This window comes from Amycolatopsis sp. NBC_01488, from assembly GCF_036227105.1.
GTDB lineage: Bacteria > Actinomycetota > Actinomycetes > Mycobacteriales > Pseudonocardiaceae > Amycolatopsis.
Map to the genome: position 1 here is coordinate 4,220,567 of NZ_CP109434.1, position 17,831 is coordinate 4,238,397.

A 17,831-nucleotide genomic window follows, 5' to 3' on the forward strand; every position below is an offset into this window, starting at 1 on the left:
CCGCGCGGCCGTCCGGCCGCGAACGCCTCCCACAAGCAGGGTGAGGTGGAGGGTGCCGGGCATGGGTGAGCGTGGGCGGCTGCGGCTGCATCCGGACGACGCGCCGGGGGCCGCGGCGAGCGCCGAGGAGCTGCTGCGGCGGGTCGCGGCGGGGGACGAACCGGCCTTCACGGCGTTGTACGACCTCGTCGCCGGGCCGGTGCTCGGGCTGGTGACGCGTGTGCTGCGCAACCACGCCCAGGCCGAGGAAGTGGCGCAGGAGGTGCTGGTGGAGGTGTGGCGCAAGGCCACGAGGTACGTCCCGGAACGCGGCAGCGCGCTGTCGTGGGTGCTGACGATCGCCCACCGCCGGGCCGTGGACCGCGTGCGCTCGCACCAGGCCGTGCTCGACCGCGAAGAGCGGGCGGCCCGGATGGACGTGCGGCGGCCGTTCGATGAGGTCAGTGAGTCCACTTTGGCCACGCTCGACCAGCAGCGCGTGCGGCAGTGCCTCGCCGAGCTGACCGATCTCCAGCGCGAGTCGATCGTGCTGGCCTACTACAACGGCTACACCTATCCCGAGGTCGCCGAGGTGCTGAAGGTGGCGCCGGGGACTGTGAAAACCCGCATCCGGGACGGTCTGATCCGGTTGCGTGACTGCCTGGGGGTGGATCGATGACCGCCGAGCTGCACACGCTGACCGGGGCCTTCGCGCTGGACGCGGTGTCCGATGTGGAGCGTGCCGGGTTCGAACGGCACCTCGGGGAGTGCGCCGCGTGCCGCCAGGAGGTGGCGGAGCTGCGCTCGACCGGCGCCCGGCTGGGGGCGGCCGAGACCGTCGCGCCACCGCCGGAGCTGAAGGCGCGGGTGCTCGCCGGCGTGGCCCGCACCCGTCAGCTGCCGCCGAGGATCCCGGCGCCGCGCCGGGAGAAACCTCGCCGTGGCAAAGCTTTTCAGCTGCGCGTCGCGCTGTGCGGGGCCGCCGCGGCCGCCGTCGTCGCGGTCGGGATCGGACTCGTCACGACTTCCGCCCCGCCGGCTCCCGTCGACTCGGTGCTGTCCGCGCCGGACGCTTCCGCGATCCAGGGCAGCGGCGAGGGGCACGCCATCCTGGTCGTCTCGCGCAGCCGGAACCAGGCCGTGCTGCTCGCCTCGGACCTGCCCGCGCTCGACGACGGCCACGTCTACCAGGTGTGGCTGATCCGTGCCGGCGAAGCGCATTCGGCCGGGCTCCTGCAGCCGCGGATGCTGATGTCCGACATCCCGCCGGGCACCGACCGGATCGGGATCACCGTGGAGCCCGCGGGCGGGTCCGCCGGCCCCACGACCCCGGCCGTCACCCGGATCTCCCTTACCTGACTATTCGACGGGAATGCGATGACCACCTCAACGGCCGAGCAGGCCTCCCCGGCGCCCGGCGTCCCCGCACCCAGGCTGCGCCGCTGGGTGGCCGCCCTCCTCGGCGTCCTGGCGCTCGCGGCGGCCTTGGCGGCGGGCCACCTCGTCGCCGGGTTCGTCGGCGTCAACGCGTCGCCGTACCTGGCGGTCGGCAACGGCGCCATCGACCTCACGCCGGTGCAGCTCAAGGACTTCGCCGTCCGCACCTTCGGCACCCACGACAAGCTCGTGCTGCTCTCCGGCATGGCCGTGGTGATGGTGCTCGCCGCGGCCGTGGCGGGACTCGCGTCTCGTCGTTCGCGGTGGCCGGGGCTCGTCGTGGTCGCCGGGTTCGGGCTCGTCGGCCTGGTCGCCGTGGCCGCCCGCCCCGACCTCGACGCGCTCGCGCTGCTGGCCCCGCTGGCGAGCCTGGCCGCCGGCGTCGGTGCGTTCGCCTTCCTGCACCGGTGGGCGCGGCGCGACCTCGCGCCGGACTCGTCACGGCGGACGGTGTTGCTGGCCGGGGCCGGCGTCTTCGTCGGCGCCGGGTTGGCCGCCGCCGGGGGACAGCTCTTGGCCGGCAGCCGCGACGCAGCGTCGTCGCGCGCGGCGGTCGGGCGGCTGGTGCCGGTCCGGACCGCGCCGGCGATCCCGGCGGACGCCGACTTCGCGAAGCTGGGCACGCCGACGTTCGTGACGCGCAACGCCGACTTCTACCGCGTGGACACCGCGCTGTCCGTCCCGCAGGTGCGGACCGAGGACTGGAGCCTGCGGCTGCACGGCATGGTGGACCGCGAGATCCGGTACGGCTACGGCGACATCCGCAACCGGCCGCTCGTCGAACGCACGATCACCATGACCTGCGTCTCCAACGAGGTCGGCGGCACTTACGTGTCCACGGCGAACTTCATCGGCGTCGACCTCGCGGACCTGCTCGAAGAGGCCGGCGTGCGCCCTGGCGCCGAGCAGCTCTTCTCGTCCAGTGTGGACGGCTGGACGTCCGGCAGCCCGGTCGCCGCGGCGATGGACCGCGGGCGCGGCGCCATGCTCGCCATCGGCATGAACGGCGAACCGCTGCCGATCGAACACGGTTTTCCGGCGCGCCTGGTGATTCCCGGGTTGTACGGTTACGTGTCGGCCACGAAATGGGTCACCGATCTCGAAGTCACCACCTGGCGGGACCGTCAGGCGTATTGGCTGAAACGCGGGTGGAGCCGGGAAGCGCCGATCAAGACGGAATCGCGGATCGACACGCCGAAGGGGTTCGAGACCGTGCCTTCCGGAAAGGTGCGTGTCGCCGGGATCGCGTGGGCGCAGCACACCGGCGTCGACCGCGTCGAGGTGCGGATCGACGACGGCCCGTGGCGCGAAGCCATGCTGTCCCAGCAGGTAAACCTCACCACCTGGCGCATGTGGTGGATCGAGTTCGACGCCGTTCCCGGCGGCCACCAGGTCGTCTGCCGGGCGACCGACAAAAGCGGGTACACGCAGACCGATATGCGCGCCGGCACCGTTCCCGACGGTGCGACCGGATGGCACAGTATCGCTTTCACCGCCCGGTGAGCTGAATCACCCGATCGGGGGCAATCCGTTTTCGGGACAGCCTCGAAACACCCGCAAGAAGAAAGTTCACAGCCGCTTTATTGGAGTGATTTTCGTGACCAAGCTTCGTGTCGCCGGAATCGGTTTCGCCGCCGTGGCCGCGCTTTCGCTGACCGCGTGCAGCGGCAGCGACACCGCTTCCTCCGGGAGCTCCGGCAGCTCGATGGCGCCGTCGTCGTCGATGGCCGCGCCGTCGTCTTCCGCCGACTCCGCCGCGTCCAACGGCGTGACCACCAACGCCGACGTCTTCGGCCCGGCCTGTTCGCAGCTGCCCCAGGGCTCCGCGCCCGGCTCGCTCGACTCGATGGGCCCGCAGCCGGTCGCGTCGGCCGCGTCGACGAACCCGCTGCTGACCAAGCTGGTGGCGGCCGTCAAGGCCACCAACCTGGTCGACACCCTCAACAGCCAGCCGGCCATCACGGTGTTCGCGCCGGCCGACCCGGCCTTCGCCGCGCTGGGCGACGCGAAGTTCGCCGAGCTGGCGGGCAAGCCGGCCGAGCTGGCGCCGATCCTGCAGTACCACGTCGTCGGCAAGCGCTACGACGCCAAGGGCCTCGCGGCCGCGGGTTCGCTGGAGTCGCTGAACACCGCGGGCGGGCCGCTGAAGATCGAGGGCTCGGGCGAGAACATGACCGTCAACGGCGCGAAGATCCTGTGCGGCAACATCCCCACGAAGAACGCCACCGTCTTCGTGATCGGCAAGGTGCTGACCCCGGGCACCAACCAATAGGTCAGGACTTCCGGCCGAGCTCCGGGCCCAGGCGTTCCGCGATGTCGGTGAGGATCTGCACGTAGTCTTCGTGCTCGAAGGTGAACGGCAGGGCGAAAGCCACCTCGTCGATCTCGCGGAACGCCTGGTGCGCGTGCAGCCGCTCGGCGATCTCGGCCGAGCTGCCGACGAAGTCGGGGGAGAAGAGCAGCCGCGCCGGGCCCTGCGGTTCCGCGGTGCGCGGCAGCCGTTTCGCGGCGTACGCCTCGTACTTCGCGCGCTGCTCCGGCGTCGCGCTGTCGGTCGGGATCACGACCAGGCCCTGCGAGACGCGGCCTTCCGGGTGGCGCTTGCGAAAGGCCCGGATGTGCGACAGCTGGATCTCGGCGAAGTCTGTGCTCTCGCCTTCGGTCTTGACCACGCTGCTGGTCAGGAAGTTCATCGCGTGCTCGCCCGCCCACTCGGCCGAGCGCAGGCTGGCGCCGCCGTACCACAGGCGGTCGCCGAGCCCGGGCGCCTGCGGCTGGACCCGGTCGGAGAACACCTCGAAACCCTCGGTGCCGCTGAACCCCGTCGCGGGCTCGCCGCGCACGAAGTCCAGCAGCCGCCGCATGCGGTCGTAGGAGAAGTCCTCGGCGTCGGCGGTGTCCGGGTAGAGGGCCCGCTTGACCTCGTCGTACCGCATCGGCGGCCCGACGCTGAGCCCCGGGTTGAGCCGGCCGCCGGAGAGCAGGTCGACGGTGGCCAGGTCTTCGGCCAGCCGCAGCGGGTTTTCCCAGCCGAGCGGGATGACGGCGGTCCCGAGGTCGATCCGGCTGGTGCGCTGGGACGCGGCGGCCAGCACGGCGACCGGCGAGGAGATGCCGTGCTGCAGGTGCCGGTGCCGCACCCAGGCGCTGTCGAACCCGAGCTGTTCGCCCAGCTCGATGATCCCGAGCGTCGACTCGTGCCCCCGCCGCGGGTCGGCGGGGTCGAACAGGCCGATGGTCAGGAAGCCGAGCTTCCGCAGTGGTTGCGACACGGGTCAATTCTGCCTCCGGCGTGCGGGTCGCCGCGGGAGTTCCACCAGCTGGGCTCAGGCCCGGTCCTTCAGCCGCTCCAGTCCGTCGAGGATGACGTCGAGCCCGAACTCGAACTCCTTCTGGTCATCGCACCAGCCGAGCGTCGAGTCCTGGTCGTCGTGGGCGATCTCGCTCAGCATCCCGACCAGGTTCGGCAGCTGCCAGGCCAGGTCCACCGGCACGTCCGCCGACGCGCCGGCGTTGGGGTCGAACAGTTCCTGGCTGAACCCGAGCGCGCGGCTGCCGAGGGCGTGCAGCGAGTGGTGGACCAGGTCGTAGCTGAACCCGGCGGCGCGCAGCTGCCCGACGAGCGCGTCGTAATAGCGCAGCACCGGGGTGCTGTTCGACGACCTCGTCTCGAACAGCTCGGGCGCCCAGCGGTGCCGCAGGAACACCTCCCGCGCGGCCAGGATCCGCTGCCGCACGGCGGCCTTCCACTCCGGCGACGGCTCGACGCGGCCGACGGCGTCGTTGATCTCCTCCGCCACGACGTCGACGATCCCGTCGAGCACGTCTTCCTTCTTGGCCACGTGGTAGTAGAGCGACATCGCCTCGGCGCCGAGCTCGTCGGCGAGGCGGCGCATGGTCAGCGCGCGCAGCCCGTGTGCGTCGGCGAGCTCGACCGCCGCGCGCAGCACGCGTTCGCGGCTGAGGGGAATCCGCGCGTCGGTCGTCACCCACATGATCGTACAAGGTAAGGCGGCATTGACGGCCTTACGTTGTACGGCGTACCTTACCAAGTACGACTTACGGCGTAAGAATCGCGGGAGGCGACATGAAAGCCCTGGTCCAGCACGTGTACGGCGCACCGTCCGACTTGATCTTCGAAGAGGTTCCCGATCCGGTGCCCGCGCCCGGCGAGGTGCTGGTCCAGGTGCGGGCGACGTCGGTCAACCCGTACGACTGGCACTTCATGAGAGGCCAGCCGTACGTCGCCCGGCTGATGCAGGGCGGCTTCGGCCTGCGCCGCCCCAGGCCCGGCGTCCTCGGCTGCGACCTGGCCGGCCGGGTCGAGACGGCCGGCGCGACCTTCCGGCTGGGCGACGACGTCTTCGCGTTGCTGCCGAGCGGCGCCTACGCCGAGTACGTCTGCGTATCCGAGGACCTCCTGGCACCCATGCCGGCGGGCCTGACCCACGAGCAGGCGGCGGCGATGCCGATGGCGGCCGTCACCGCGCTGCTCGCGCTGCGCGGGGTGGAAGCCGGGCAGCGCGTGCTGGTCAACGGCGCTTCCGGCGGCGTCGGCACCTTCGCCGTCCAGCTGGCGAAGGCGCTCGGGGCGCGGGTCGACGCCGTCTGCGGCACGGCGAACGTCGAACTGGCCCGTTCGCTCGGCGCGGAGCAGGTCGTCGACTACCGCGCGGAGGACTTCACGCGCAGTGGGCGGCGCTACGACTTCGTGCTGGACGTCGCGGGCAGCCGGTCGCTCCCCGCCTGCCGCCGGGTGGTGGACCGGACGGGCACGTTCGTGGTCGTCGGCGGCCCGGCCGGGCGCTGGCTGCAACCGGCCGGGCACGCGTTCGGGGCGCTGGCCGCCGGTCCGTTCGCACGGCGACGGGCCGTGCTGGCGGACGCGGTGGGCTGCCGGGACAAGAAGGCGGTCCTGGGCGAGCTGGCCGCGCTGGTGGAGCGGGGCGCGGTCACGCCGGTGATCGACCGGAGCTACCCGTTCGACGACCTGCGCGCCGCGATCGCGTACCAGGAAACCGGGCACGCGAAGGGAAAGGTGGTCGTGACGCTGTGAGCGGTCCCCGGGAGGCGTTGCTCCCGGAGGCCGGGGTTCAGCCGTGGTGCGGGCAGGTGCCGCGGTAGTCCGAGATGGGCACGCTGGTGCTCGGGATGGGGCAGAGAAACGGCTCGTAGCTCCACGTGCGCGTCGACCAGGGCCGGCTGGACCGCGCCGCGGAGGTCGGTCAACACCCGCAACGCCACCGTCAACTCCGCCTCGATCAGCTTGCGCATCCCCTCGTTGCCCGTGACCGCGGTTGCCGACGCGGCGGAAGAACGTCGTGCGCGAACTCCCCAGCTCCGCCGCCATCCGGCCGAGGTCGAGGCGGGTTCCGGCGATGAACAGCGTGGCGGCGTGCCGGACGATGTCGTCGGTCGAGACGATCACCGGACCACCCTGGCTTTGGAGAGTGCGGCTCAGCAGGTCGGCGACGGTTACCTTGAAGTGCGTGTCACCGCCTGGGTTAGCGTGGCGTCGTGCGCGTAGACATCTGGTCCGATCTCGTCTGTCCCTGGTGCTATCTCGGCAAACGCCGCTTCGAGCGGGCGGTCGCCGAGCTCGGGGCCGACGTCGAGGTCGTGCATCACTCGTTCCAGCTCGACCCGTCGTTCCCGCGCGGGACGTCCCGGCCGACGCGCGAGGTCCTCTCCGAAAAGTACGGCCGGACGCTCGAAGAAGCCGACGCGATGGAAGCGCAGATGGAGCAGCGCGCGGCCGCCGACGGTCTCGAGTACCACCTTGACGGCGTCCACATGGGAAACACCGTCGACGGCCACCGTCTGGTGCACCTCGCTGCCGAGCGCGGGCTGGCCGACACCGTCGTCGACCGGTTCTACCGCGCGCACTTCACCGAACGGCGGTCGCTGTTCGACCGCGACTCGCTGGTGGAGCTGGCGGCCGAAGCCGGGCTCGACGCGGCCGAAGCCCGCGCGGTGCTCGAGTCCGACGCCTACGAAGCCGAAGTCGCGGCGGACGGCGAACAGGCGCGGGCGCTCGGCGCGACCGGGGTGCCGTTCTTCGTGGTGGACCAGCGGTTCGGTGTCGCCGGCGCCCAGTCGCCCGAGGTGTTCGCCCAGGTCCTGCGGCGCGCGCTCGAGCCGGCGGCGGGCTAGCGACGGCGGCGGCTCCGGGTGAACCGCGACCGGTCGGTCGCGACGCCGGCCAGGTGCAGCGCGACGCACAGCAGCCCGGCGGTGGTGAGCGTCCCGGTGGTGATGATCGGGCCCAGCCCGAACCCGGCCAGCTCCATCAGCAGGGCGAGCCCGAAGAGCACGGCGGCGAGGATGGCGAGCATGACGCCTCGTTTCTGCTGCGGTGCGCCCGAATGGTCCACACCACTGCGACGTTCGCGGTACCGGGGGATCCGGCTTGGTGGCCAGTAATGCCCCCGCTTCCGCGCGGCGAAACGAGTTTCGCGTATTTGCACGGCCGGCTCGCGCACCCGGACGGCCGGCACGGCTACTCGCGCGGCCGGTTCGCGTGCCCAAAGCGGCCGCGCGCGTACTCGGACAGTCGGTTCGCGTGCCCAGACGGTCGGCTCGCGTCCGAGCAAACACCTTCGCCGGGACTCGCCGCGGGGGCGCCCCCCGTTTTCCACTCTACCGGCAGGCACCGACAGTTTCGTCGCGCTCGGGCGGTGCACACGCCCGGCCGGGACTCAACCCGCCGGTGGTGGCGCGGTGCTCGACCGGACCACCAGCTCCGTCGGCACCGTCACCGGCTCGCCCGCCTCCGCGCCCGTCTCGATCTCCGCCAGCAGCGCCGAAACCGCGTGGCGGCCGACCGCCTCGAACGACTGGCGGATCGTCGTCAGCGGGGGCCAGAAGTGGGCCGACTCCTCCATGTCGTCGAACCCGACCACGCTCACCTCGCCCGGTACCGACCGGCCCGATTCGTGCAACGCGCGCAGCAATCCCAGTGCCATCTGGTCGTTCGCCACGAACACCGCGGTCACCGCGGGGTCGGCCGCCAGTGTCAAGCCCGCCTGGTAGCCCGACGACGGAGACCAGTCGCCGACGAGAACCGGGGGGACGGAACAGCCCGCCAGCTCCAAGGTGGCCCGCCATGACTTGCGGCGCCGCTCGGCCGAATAGGACTGTGGCGGGCCCGCGATGTGCCACACCGTCTCGTGGCCCAGCTCCAGCAGGTGCCGGGTCGCGGTCGCCGCGCCGTCGGCCTGGTCCGTGTCGACCACCGGGTAGTCGTAGCGGGCGCTCGAATCGATCACCACCACCGGGAGCCCGTGCGGCAGCTCGATTTCGCTCTGGTCGAGCTGGTGCTGCTCGATCAGGATGATGACGCCGTCGACGGCCTGCTCGTTCAGCTTGCTGAACGCCCCGCTCACCTCACCCTGCGTCGGGCGCGTCACCGGCATCAGGATGATCGAGAACCCCTCGGGGACGACCGCCGCCGCGATGGCGTCGAGCGTGCGGCTGTTGCCGAACGTCGGCAGGGCCGAGATGATCACGCCGATGCTGCGGAACTTGCCGTTGCGCAACGCCCGCGCGGCGCTGTTCGGCCGGTAACCGATCCGGCGCATCGCGGCGAGGACGCGCTCGCGGGTCGCGTCGTCCACGTTGGTCTTGCCGTTCGCTACGCGCGACACCGTCTGGCCGGACACGCCCGCCTCGCGGGCCACGTCCGCCATCGACGGTCCTCGACGCGGGGCTGCAGCCGGCACGAATACTCCTCAGAGGGTGTCCTGGACATGTTTACGTCAACACGTTACCCTCCGACCGTCCATGTTGACGTAAACATCTGCAACACCGGAGAAGACGATGACGTCCACAGCGGCACCGCCCGTCCCGGTTCCGGCGCGCCCGGCACCGACGGCCCGCCGGCCGCGGCGGAAATGGCGAGGCTGGCTCTTCGTCGCCCCGTTCATGCTGGTGTTCGCGCTGACCTTCATCGCGCCGGTCGGGTACGCGTTCGTGCTCAGCCTCTTCCGCGACCAGGCCTTCTTCGGCGGCACGGTGTTCGTCGGCGCCGACAACTACGCGCAGGTGCTCGGCGACCCGAAGTTCTGGGAGTCCTTCCGGCGGGTCCTGGTGTTCCTCGCCGTGCAGGTGCCGATCATGCTGCTGCTCGCGCTGGTCGCGGCGCTGGCGATCGACAGCGCCCGGCTGCACGCCGCCGGGTTCTTCCGGATCGTGATCTTCCTGCCCTACGCCGTGCCCGCCGTGGTCGCCACCCTGATGTGGGGCTTCATCTACGGCGACCACTTCGGACTCGCCGCGGACCTCAACCACCTGCTCGGCACCGACGTGGTGAAGCCGCTGTCGCAGAACTGGCTGCTCACCTCGATCGGCAACGTCGTGACGTGGGAGTTCGTCGGCTACAACATGCTGATCTTCTACTCCGCGCTGAAGGTGATCCCCACGGAGCTGTTCGAGGCGGCCGCGATCGACGGCGCCGGCACGTTCCGCGTGATCCGGTCCGTCAAGCTCCCCGCGATCCGCGGCGCCATCGTGATCGCGACGATCTTCTCGATCATCGGCAGCTTCCAGCTCTTCAACGAGCCGAACATCATGCGCAACCTGGTGCCGAACATCATCGGCACCTTCTACACACCCAACATGTACGCCTACAACCTCTCCTTCGCCGGCCAGCAGTACAACTACTCCGCCACGGTCGCGATCGTGATGGGCGTGATCACCGCGGTCATCGCCTACGTCGTGCAGCTGCGCGGCTCCCGGAAGGAGATGTGACGTGGCGACTGCTTCGATGAAAACGCAGTCGGTGACGCGGCCGCGCAAGTCGCGCACGCTCACGGCCGTCATGGCGCTCTACCTGGTCTACACCCTGGTTCCGCTGGTGTGGCTGGTGATCAACGCGGCCAAGACCCAGCCGGCGCTGTTCTCGACGTCGGGCCTGTCCTTCGGCGGCACGTTCGCCCTCTTCGACAACATCGGCCAGACGTTCACCTACAACAACGGGATCTTCTTCCGCTGGCTCGGGAACACCGTGCTGTACGTCGTGGTCGGCGCCGGCGGCGCGACGATCCTCGCCACGGCGGCGGGGTACGGCCTGGCCAAGTACCGCTTCCCCGGCCGCCGCGCGGTGTTCGCGATCGTCCTCGGCGCCGTGGCGGTTCCGACGACGGCGCTCGCCGTGCCGACGTTCCTGATGTTCAGCAAGCTCGGGCTGACCAACACGCCGCTGGCCGTCATCATCCCGTCGCTGATCAGCCCGTTCGGCCTGTACCTGATCTGGGTGTACGCCGCCGACGCGATCCCCGACGAGCTCCTGGAGGCGGCGCGGATCGACGGCGCGGGGGAGCTCCGGATCTTCGTCACCGTGACCCTGCGCCAGCTGGTGCCCGGGATCGTCACGGTCGCGCTGTTCACGATGGTGCAGACCTGGAACAACTACTTCCTGCCGCTGATCATGCTCAGCGAGCCGAAGTGGTACCCGCTCACCGTCGGCCTCAACCAGTGGAGCGCGCAGGCGAACGGCGCCGGCGCGCAGCCCATCTTCAACCTGGTGCTCACCGGGTCCCTGCTCACCATCATCCCCCTGGTCGTCGCTTTCCTGCTCATGCAACGGTTCTGGCAATCGGGCCTGAGCGCGGGCAGCGTCAAGCAATAGCCGCCGTCACACTGTCGTGAAGGGACATTCGATGTCACGTACCCGCAGTCGCGCCAAGGCGTTCGCCGCCGTGGCGCTCGCCGCCGCTCTCGCGGTCGGCTGCTCCTCCGGGGGCTCGTCCGGGCCCGCGGCCGCCACCGGCACCCAGGACTCCGTCGACGCCGCGCTCAAGGCCGGCGGGACGATCACCTACTGGAGCTGGACACCCTCGGCCAAGGACCAGGTCGCCGCGTTCGAGAAGGAATACCCGAACGTCAAGGTGAACTACGTCAACGCCGGGACGAACAAGGACGAGTACACCAAGCTCCAGAACGCGATCAAGGCCGGCAACGGCGCGCCGGACGTCGCGCAGATCGAGTACTACGCGCTGCCGCAGTTCGCGCTGACCGATTCGCTGGTCGACCTGGATCACTACGGCTTCGGCTCGTTCGAAAAGGACTACAGCGCCTCGACCTGGGCCCAGGTGAAGAACAGCACCGGGCTCTACGGCCTGCCGCAGGACTCCGGGCCGATGGCCCTGTTCTACAACAAGGAAGTCTTCGACAAGAACGGCATCGCCGTGCCGAAGACGTGGGCCGAGTACGTCGACGCGGCCAAGAAGCTGCACGCGGCCGACCCGACGAAGTACCTGACCTCGGACACCGGAGACCCCGGGTTCGCGCTGAGCATGATCTGGCAGGCGGGCGGGCGCCCGTTCAGCGTCGACGGCAAGAACGTGAAGATCAACTTCGCGGACCCGGGCGTCAAGAAGTGGACCGCGAACTGGGACCAGCTGATCCAGGGCAAGCTGCTCGCCCCGGTCAAGGAGTGGTCCGACGACTGGTTCCGCGCCCTCGGTGACGGCACCATCTCGTCCCTGGTCACCGGCGCCTGGATGCCGGGCAACTTCATGTCCTCGGTGCCCGGCGGCAGCGGGAAGTGGGCGGTGGCACCGATGCCGACCTACGACGGGCAGCCGGTCACCGCGGAGAACGGCGGCAGCACCCAGTCCGTCGTCAAGCAGAGCGGCAACCCGGCGCTGGCCGCGGCGTTCGTGCGCTGGCTCAACCACGGCAACGGCGTCCAGCCGTTCATCAAGAGCGGCGGCTTCCCGTCCACGACGGCCGATCTGACCTCGCCCGCGTTCGTCGACGAGGCCGTCCCGTACTTCGGCGGCCAGAAGATCAACCAGGTGCTGACCCAGGCGTCGAAGGACGTCGCGAAGGGCTGGACCTACCTGCCGTACCAGACCTACGCCAACAGCGTCTTCAGCGACACCGTCGGCAAGGCCTACCTCAACGGCACCGGGCTCGACGCCGGGCTGGCGGCCTGGCAGCAGGCCCTCGTCGACTACGGCAACCAGCAGGGCTTCACGGTCAGCGCGGGATGAGCGTCCGGATCGAAGGTGACGTGGGCAACCCGGCCGAGGTCATCGGCCGGGTCCCGCGCCGCCTGTTCGGCTCGTTCGTCGAGCACCTGGGACGTTCGGTGTACACCGGCATCTTCGAGCCCGGACACTCCACTTCGGACGGACGCGGCTTCCGCGGCGACGTCCTCGAGCTGGTCCGGGAGCTGGGCCCGACCGTGGTCCGCTACCCGGGCGGCAACTTCGTCTCCGCGTACCGCTGGGAGGACGGCGTCGGACCGGATCGGCCGGTCCGGCTCGACCCCGCCTGGCACAGCGTGGAGTCCAACCGCTTCGGCCTGCACGAATTCGCCGCGTGGGCCGAAGCCGCGGGTGCCGAGGTGATGTACGCCGTCAACCTCGGCACCCGCGGCATCCAGGAAGCCGCCGACGTCTTGGAGTACTGCAACCACGCGAGTGGCACGGACCTGAGCGAGCGGCGGCGCGCGAACGGCGCCGACCGCCCGTTCGGCTTCAAGGTGTGGTGCCTCGGCAACGAGATGGACGGGCCGTGGCAGGTCGGCCACAAGACGGCCGACGAGTACGGCCGCCTGGCCGCGGAGACCGCCCGCGTGCTGCGGATGATCGACCCGGACGTCGAGCTGGTCGTGGCGGGCAGCTCCAACGCCGAGATGCCGACGTTCGGCGAGTGGGAACGCACCGTGCTGCGCCACACCGCGGGCCTGGTCGACCACATCTCGCTGCACGCCTACTACCAGGAGCTGCACGGCGACACCGACAGCTACCTCGCCAGCGGTGCCGCGCTCGACCGCTACATCCGCGCGGTGGCCGGGATCATCGACGAGCAGGGGCTCGGCGGCCGCGTCGGGATCAGCGTCGACGAGTGGAACGTCTGGGACCAGCGCCGCTGGAACGAGACCGACCAGGCGCGGCTCGCCGAAGAGGGCTGGCGCGAACATCCGCGGATCATCGAAGACACCTACACCGTCACCGACGCGGTCGTCGTCGGCTCGCTGCTCGGTTCCCTGCTGCGCAACGTCGACCGCGTCACGATGGCGAACCAGGCGCAGCTGGTGAACGTCATCGCGCCGATCCGCACCGAGCCCGGCGGCCCGGCGTGGCGGCAGCCGACGTTCCACCCGTTCCGGCAGGTCGCCGCGCTGGCGAGCGGGGTGAGCCTGCGCCTGAACGTCGAGGGCGAGCGCCTCCGCACCGCGCAGCACGGCGAAGTCGACCTCGTCGACGTCGCCGCGACGGCCGGGGATTCGGGGCGCGGCGCGGTGTTCCTCACCAACCGCTCGACGGCGTCGCCGACCGAGGTCCGGCTGCGCCTGCGCGGCGCGCGGTACGGCGTGTACGCCGCCGAAACCCTGGCCGCACCCGACGGCGAGACGCGCCACGCCGTCAACACCGCCGACTCACAACCGGTCCGGCCGGTGCCGCTGCCCGGCACCGCCGTGACGTCCGACCCCGGGGGGACGACCATCACCGTGACACTGCCACCCTTGTCCTGGACCGTGCTCCAGCTGTGCCCGGAGGCGGGCGGCCATGCCTGAGTTCGCGATCGGGGAGACCGACTTCCTGCTCGACGGCCGGCCGTTCCGGATCCTGTCCGGTGCCCTGCACTACTTCCGCGTGCACCCGGACCTGTGGGCCGACCGGATCGACAAGGCCCGGCGGATGGGCCTCAACACCATCGAGACGTACGTCCCGTGGAACGCGCACGCGCCCGAGCCGGGCACGTTCGACCTGTCCGGCGGGCTCGACCTCGACCGGTTCCTGCGGCTCGTCGCCGACGCCGGGATGTACGCGATCGTGCGGCCCGGGCCGTACATCTGCGCCGAGTGGGACAACGGCGGCCTGCCGGCGTGGCTGTTCCGCGACCCGTCGGTCGGGGTCCGCCGGTACGAGCCGAAGTACCTCGCGGCCGTGCGCGAATACCTCACGCGCGTCTACGAAGTCGTGGTGCCGCACCAGGTCGACCGCGACGGGCCGGTGCTGCTGGTCCAGGTCGAGAACGAGTACGGCGCGTTCGGCGACGACAAGCGCTACCTGAAAGCGCTCACCGAGCACACGCGTGCGTCCGGCATCACGGTGCCACTGACCACAGTCGACCAGCCGACGCCGGAGATGCTGGCGGCGGGCAGCCTCGACGGGCTGCACCGCACCGCGTCCTTCGGTTCGGGCACCGAGGCGCGCCTGGCGATCCTGCGGGCCCACCAGCCGACCGGGCCGCTGATGTGCAGCGAGTTCTGGAACGGCTGGTTCGACAACTGGGGCGCGCACCACCACACGACGCCGGCCGCGGACTCGGCGGCCGAACTCGACGCGCTGCTCGCCGCGGGCGCGTCGGTCAACCTGTACATGTTCCACGGCGGCACCAACTTCGGGCTCACCAGCGGGGCGAACGACAAGGGCGTCTACCAGCCGATCGTCACTTCCTACGACTACGACGCGCCGCTGGACGAAGCCGGTGACCCGACGCCGAAGTACCACGCCTTCCGCGACGTGATCGCGCGCTACCACAAGGTGCCGGACTCGGTCCCGCCGCCCGCCCGGCCCGCGCCGGAACTTTCCGCGATCCTCCGTGACCCGGTCCGGCTCCTCGACGCGCCGGAACGCTGGGGCACCTGGGAGTTCCACGAGGAGCTGCCCGCGTTCGACGATCTCACGTCGATGCCGCGGCTCGCGCTGCTGCGCTGCTCCGTCGCGGGTGACCGGCCGGGGGTGCTGACGTTCGGTGAGGTCCGCGACCGCGCGACGGTGTTCTTCGACGGCGCTCAGGTGGGCACGCTGCTGCGGGAGCACCACGACCGGGCGATCGCGCTGCCGCGGGCGAGCGGCGAGCTGCTGGTGCTGGTCGAGGACCAGGGGCGCGTCGACTACGGCCCCCGGATCGGCGAGGCGAAGGGCATCATCGGCGGCGCGACGCTGCACGGCGAACCGCTGGCCGGGTGGGAGGTGCTGCCGCTCGACCTGTCCGCGCTGCCGAGTCCACTCGCGACGTCCGATGTGGACGGACCGGTGGCCGGACCCGTGCTGCTGCGCGGGTCGTTCGAGATCGAGGCGGCCGCCGACCTGTTCCTCGACACCGGGGAATGGGGCAAGGGCCTCGCGTGGCTCAACGGGTTCCCGCTCGGCCGGTACTGGCGGCGCGGGCCGCAGCGGACGCTGTACGTGCCGCGCCCGGTCGTCCGGGCGGGCGCCAACGACCTCGCCGTGCTCGAACTGGACACGATGCTCGACCCGGCGGCCCGGTTCGTGCCGCGGCCGCTGCTGGGACACACCGAGGCCTGAGAAGTTCCCCCGCACCGAAGGGCAGTTCGACGATGAACCGATTGCTCACCGTCCTTTGTGTACCGCTGGTCGCGGCCGGCGTGCTGGCGGCACCGGCGGCCGCGGCCACCGCGGTGACCGTGAAACTCGATCCGACGTACCGGCAGCAGCCGTTCGAAGGCTGGGGTTCGAGCCTGGCGTGGATGGCCGAGGCGACCGGCGGCTACCCCGACCCGGTCCGGACCAAGCTGGCCGACCTCGTCTTCGGCGCCGACGGGCTGAACCTGAACATCGCGCGGTTCAACATCGGCGGCGGCAACGCGCCGGACGTCCCGGCGTACCTGCGTCCGGGCGGCGCGGTGCCGGGCTGGTGGCAGGCGCCGGCCGGCACGACCCGCGCCGACAAGGACTGGTGGACACCCGGCGACCCCGCCGAGTTCGACGCCGCCGCGGACCCGAACCAGCGCTGGTGGGTGGACAAGATCAAGAAGCGCGTCACGAAGTGGGAGGCGTTCAGCAACTCGCCGCCGTACTTCCAGACCGTGTCGGGGTACGTCTCGGGCGGCTTCACCGCCACCGACGAGCAGCTGCGTCCCGACAAGATCGGCGACTTCACGGCGTACCTGGCGCAGGTCGTGCGGACGCTGGAACGCGCGCACGGCATCAAGTTCTCGTCGGTGGACCCGCTCAACGAGCCCAACACGAACTACTGGAAGACGACCCTCGGCGCCGACGGGAACCCGACCGGCGGGCGGCAGGAGGGCGCGCACATCGGGCCGGCGGTCCAGTCGCAGCTGATCCCGGCGATGGCCGCGGCGCTTCCCGGCACGGTGGTTTCCGCGCCCGACGAAACCAATCCGGACATCTTCGCCGCGGACTGGAACGGCTGGTCTTCGGCCGCTCGCTCGGCGGCCGGCCGGCTGAACGTCCACACCTACGGCACCGGCAACCGGCCGATCCCGCGCGACATCGCGAAGGGCGCGTCGAAGCCGTTGTGGATGAGCGAGGTCGGTGGCAGCTGGCTCGACCGGCAGGACTTCACCAGCATGGACCCGGGGCTCGGCCTGGCCGGGCAGATCACCGACGACCTGCGGCTGCTCGAACCGAGCGCGTGGGTGAGCTGGCAGCCGATCGAGGACTACGACAACATGAAGCCCGGCGGGGAGAGCGCGGCCGGGATGAACTGGGGCGAGATCCAGGTTCCGTTCACCTGCACGACTTCCGACTGTCCGATCCGGACCAACACGAAGTTCGACACGATGCGGAACTTCACCCACTACATCCGGCCGGGTGACCGGCTGATCGCGTCCGGCGACACCGCGTCGACGGCCGCGATGCGCGGGGAGAACCTGTCGTCCGTGGTCCACGTCAACTCCGGGACGGCCGACCAGGACGTGACGCTGGACCTGTCCGGGTTCGGGTGCGTCCGGCCGGGCGCCTCGGTGACGCCGGTCGTCACGGACGTCACGGGTGCCTTGAAGCGCGGCAAGCCGGTCCGGGTGACCTCGGCCCACGCGACGCTGCGGGTCCCGGCGCGGTCGGTGACGACATTCCTGGTCGACGGCGTCTCGTCGACGGCCGCGGGCACCGGGCTGGGCGCGGGCAAGCCGGTGACGTTCACCGGCGTGCAGAGCGGCAAGTCGCTCGCGGCGGAGAACGGCTCCCTGGTCCAGCGCACGACGGACGCGTCGGCGGCCGCGCAGCGCTGGACGCTGACCGACCGCACGGGCCGCTACGGCAGCCGCGACCGGTTCACCATCGCTTCGGAGGCGACGGGCCAGGTGCTCGGTACCGCGGGTGGCGCGGTCACGCTGCTGCCGAAGGGAACGACGGACGCGACGGCGCATTGGACGCTGTCGACCACGGGCGACGGGACGTGGACGTTCGTCAACGCGGCGAGCGGGCAGCTGCTGGACGTCACCGGCGAGTCCCGCGCCGACGGGGCGAGCATCGGGCTGTACCGGCCGACGAACGGGCCGAACCAGCGCTGGCAGGCGGTGGCGCGGTAGCCGCACGCGGGCTTGGTGCGAGATCGCTGCCAGATACAGGTGTGGCCGGGGGAGCGCTGTTGGGTGCGGACCCGGGATCGCCGGGCGCGGGCCGGTCGGAGAAGTGCCGCCGGGCGCGGGGCCTGGTGGGAGAAGCCACCGCCGCATCAGGGCCCGG

17 protein-coding genes are annotated in these 17,831 nt (G+C 71.0%); 13 read left to right on the forward strand and 4 right to left on the reverse strand.

Annotated features, from left to right (window positions below; translation table 11 throughout):
* The first annotated feature begins 61 nt into the window (after positions 1-61).
* The 4 genes from sigK (at position 62) to OG738_RS20540 (ending at position 3,688) form a co-directional block, all read left to right on the forward strand.
* Positions 62-658, forward strand: coding sequence for an ECF RNA polymerase sigma factor SigK (sigK, locus tag OG738_RS20525; RefSeq protein ID WP_329056009.1), 597 nt, complete (start codon positions 62-64; stop codon positions 656-658).
* Complete coding sequence (locus OG738_RS20530; RefSeq protein ID WP_329056010.1) at positions 655-1,338, forward strand: anti-sigma factor; 684 nt, start codon at positions 655-657, stop codon at positions 1,336-1,338. The genes sigK and OG738_RS20530 overlap by 4 nt, the downstream gene beginning before the upstream one ends.
* 18 nt (positions 1,339-1,356) lie before the next feature.
* Positions 1,357-2,919 carry a molybdopterin-dependent oxidoreductase gene (locus OG738_RS20535; RefSeq protein WP_329056011.1) on the forward strand — a complete coding sequence of 521 codons (1,563 nt, stop codon included), beginning with the start codon at positions 1,357-1,359 and terminating at the stop codon, positions 2,917-2,919.
* 94 nt (positions 2,920-3,013) lie between these two features.
* Positions 3,014-3,688 carry a fasciclin domain-containing protein gene (locus OG738_RS20540; RefSeq protein WP_329056012.1) on the forward strand — a complete coding sequence of 225 codons (675 nt, stop codon included), beginning with the start codon at positions 3,014-3,016 and terminating at the stop codon, positions 3,686-3,688.
* A 1-nt stretch (position 3,689) separates the two neighbouring features.
* Here the strand turns inward: OG738_RS20540 and OG738_RS20545 are convergent, their stop codons facing one another.
* The gene (locus tag OG738_RS20545) at positions 3,690-4,688 is read right to left on the reverse strand and encodes an LLM class flavin-dependent oxidoreductase (RefSeq protein WP_329056013.1); all 999 of its coding nucleotides are present in this window, start codon (positions 4,686-4,688) and stop codon (positions 3,690-3,692) included.
* Between the two features lie 54 nt (positions 4,689-4,742).
* Entirely contained in the window at positions 4,743-5,405 is a 663-nt protein-coding gene (locus OG738_RS20550; RefSeq protein WP_329056014.1) for a TetR/AcrR family transcriptional regulator, read from the reverse strand.
* A 98-nt stretch (positions 5,406-5,503) separates the two neighbouring features.
* Between OG738_RS20550 and OG738_RS20555 the strand changes: the two genes are divergently transcribed.
* The 3 genes from OG738_RS20555 (at position 5,504) to OG738_RS20565 (ending at position 7,569) form a co-directional block, all read left to right on the forward strand.
* Entirely contained in the window at positions 5,504-6,472 is a 969-nt protein-coding gene (locus tag OG738_RS20555) for an NAD(P)-dependent alcohol dehydrogenase (RefSeq protein WP_329056015.1), read from the forward strand.
* A 231-nt stretch (positions 6,473-6,703) separates the two neighbouring features.
* The gene (locus OG738_RS20560) at positions 6,704-6,943 is read left to right on the forward strand and encodes a hypothetical protein (RefSeq protein ID WP_329056016.1); all 240 of its coding nucleotides are present in this window, start codon (positions 6,704-6,706) and stop codon (positions 6,941-6,943) included.
* A gap of 2 nt (positions 6,944-6,945) precedes the next feature.
* A complete protein-coding gene (locus OG738_RS20565) occupies positions 6,946-7,569 on the forward strand; it encodes a DsbA family oxidoreductase (RefSeq protein ID WP_329056773.1) in 624 nt (207 codons plus the stop codon).
* On the opposite strand, the gene OG738_RS20570 is transcribed toward OG738_RS20565, so the two are convergent.
* Both OG738_RS20570 and OG738_RS20575 read right to left on the reverse strand, forming a co-directional pair.
* Positions 7,566-7,751, reverse strand: coding sequence for a hypothetical protein (locus OG738_RS20570; RefSeq protein ID WP_020640735.1), 186 nt, complete (start codon positions 7,749-7,751; stop codon positions 7,566-7,568). The two genes, OG738_RS20565 and OG738_RS20570, sit on opposite strands and share 4 nt — an antisense overlap.
* 363 nt (positions 7,752-8,114) lie before the next feature.
* A complete protein-coding gene (locus OG738_RS20575) occupies positions 8,115-9,104 on the reverse strand; it encodes a LacI family DNA-binding transcriptional regulator (protein WP_329056017.1) in 990 nt (329 codons plus the stop codon).
* 130 nt (positions 9,105-9,234) lie between these two features.
* On the opposite strand from OG738_RS20575, the gene OG738_RS20580 reads away from it, so the two are divergent.
* The 6 genes from OG738_RS20580 to OG738_RS20605 are packed head-to-tail and all read left to right on the forward strand — an operon-like array spanning position 9,235 to position 17,674.
* A complete protein-coding gene (locus tag OG738_RS20580; RefSeq protein ID WP_329056018.1) occupies positions 9,235-10,164 on the forward strand; it encodes a carbohydrate ABC transporter permease in 930 nt (309 codons plus the stop codon).
* A gap of 16 nt (positions 10,165-10,180) precedes the next feature.
* Positions 10,181-11,044, forward strand: a complete 864-nt coding sequence (locus OG738_RS20585) for a carbohydrate ABC transporter permease (RefSeq protein WP_329056775.1) — start codon at positions 10,181-10,183, stop codon at positions 11,042-11,044.
* Between the two features lie 31 nt (positions 11,045-11,075).
* Positions 11,076-12,413, forward strand: coding sequence for an ABC transporter substrate-binding protein (locus OG738_RS20590; protein ID WP_329056019.1), 1,338 nt, complete (start codon positions 11,076-11,078; stop codon positions 12,411-12,413).
* The gene (locus OG738_RS20595; RefSeq protein WP_329056020.1) at positions 12,410-13,945 is read left to right on the forward strand and encodes an alpha-N-arabinofuranosidase; all 1,536 of its coding nucleotides are present in this window, start codon (positions 12,410-12,412) and stop codon (positions 13,943-13,945) included. The genes OG738_RS20590 and OG738_RS20595 overlap by 4 nt, the downstream gene beginning before the upstream one ends.
* Positions 13,938-15,686: a glycoside hydrolase family 35 protein gene (locus OG738_RS20600; RefSeq protein ID WP_329056021.1), complete on the forward strand. Its 1,749-nt coding sequence runs from the start codon at positions 13,938-13,940 to the stop codon at positions 15,684-15,686. Before OG738_RS20595 ends, OG738_RS20600 begins: the two co-directional genes overlap by 8 nt.
* Before the next feature lie 32 nt (positions 15,687-15,718).
* The gene (locus tag OG738_RS20605) at positions 15,719-17,674 is read left to right on the forward strand and encodes an RICIN domain-containing protein (RefSeq protein WP_329056022.1); all 1,956 of its coding nucleotides are present in this window, start codon (positions 15,719-15,721) and stop codon (positions 17,672-17,674) included.
* The last annotated feature ends 157 nt before the right edge of the window (positions 17,675-17,831 follow it).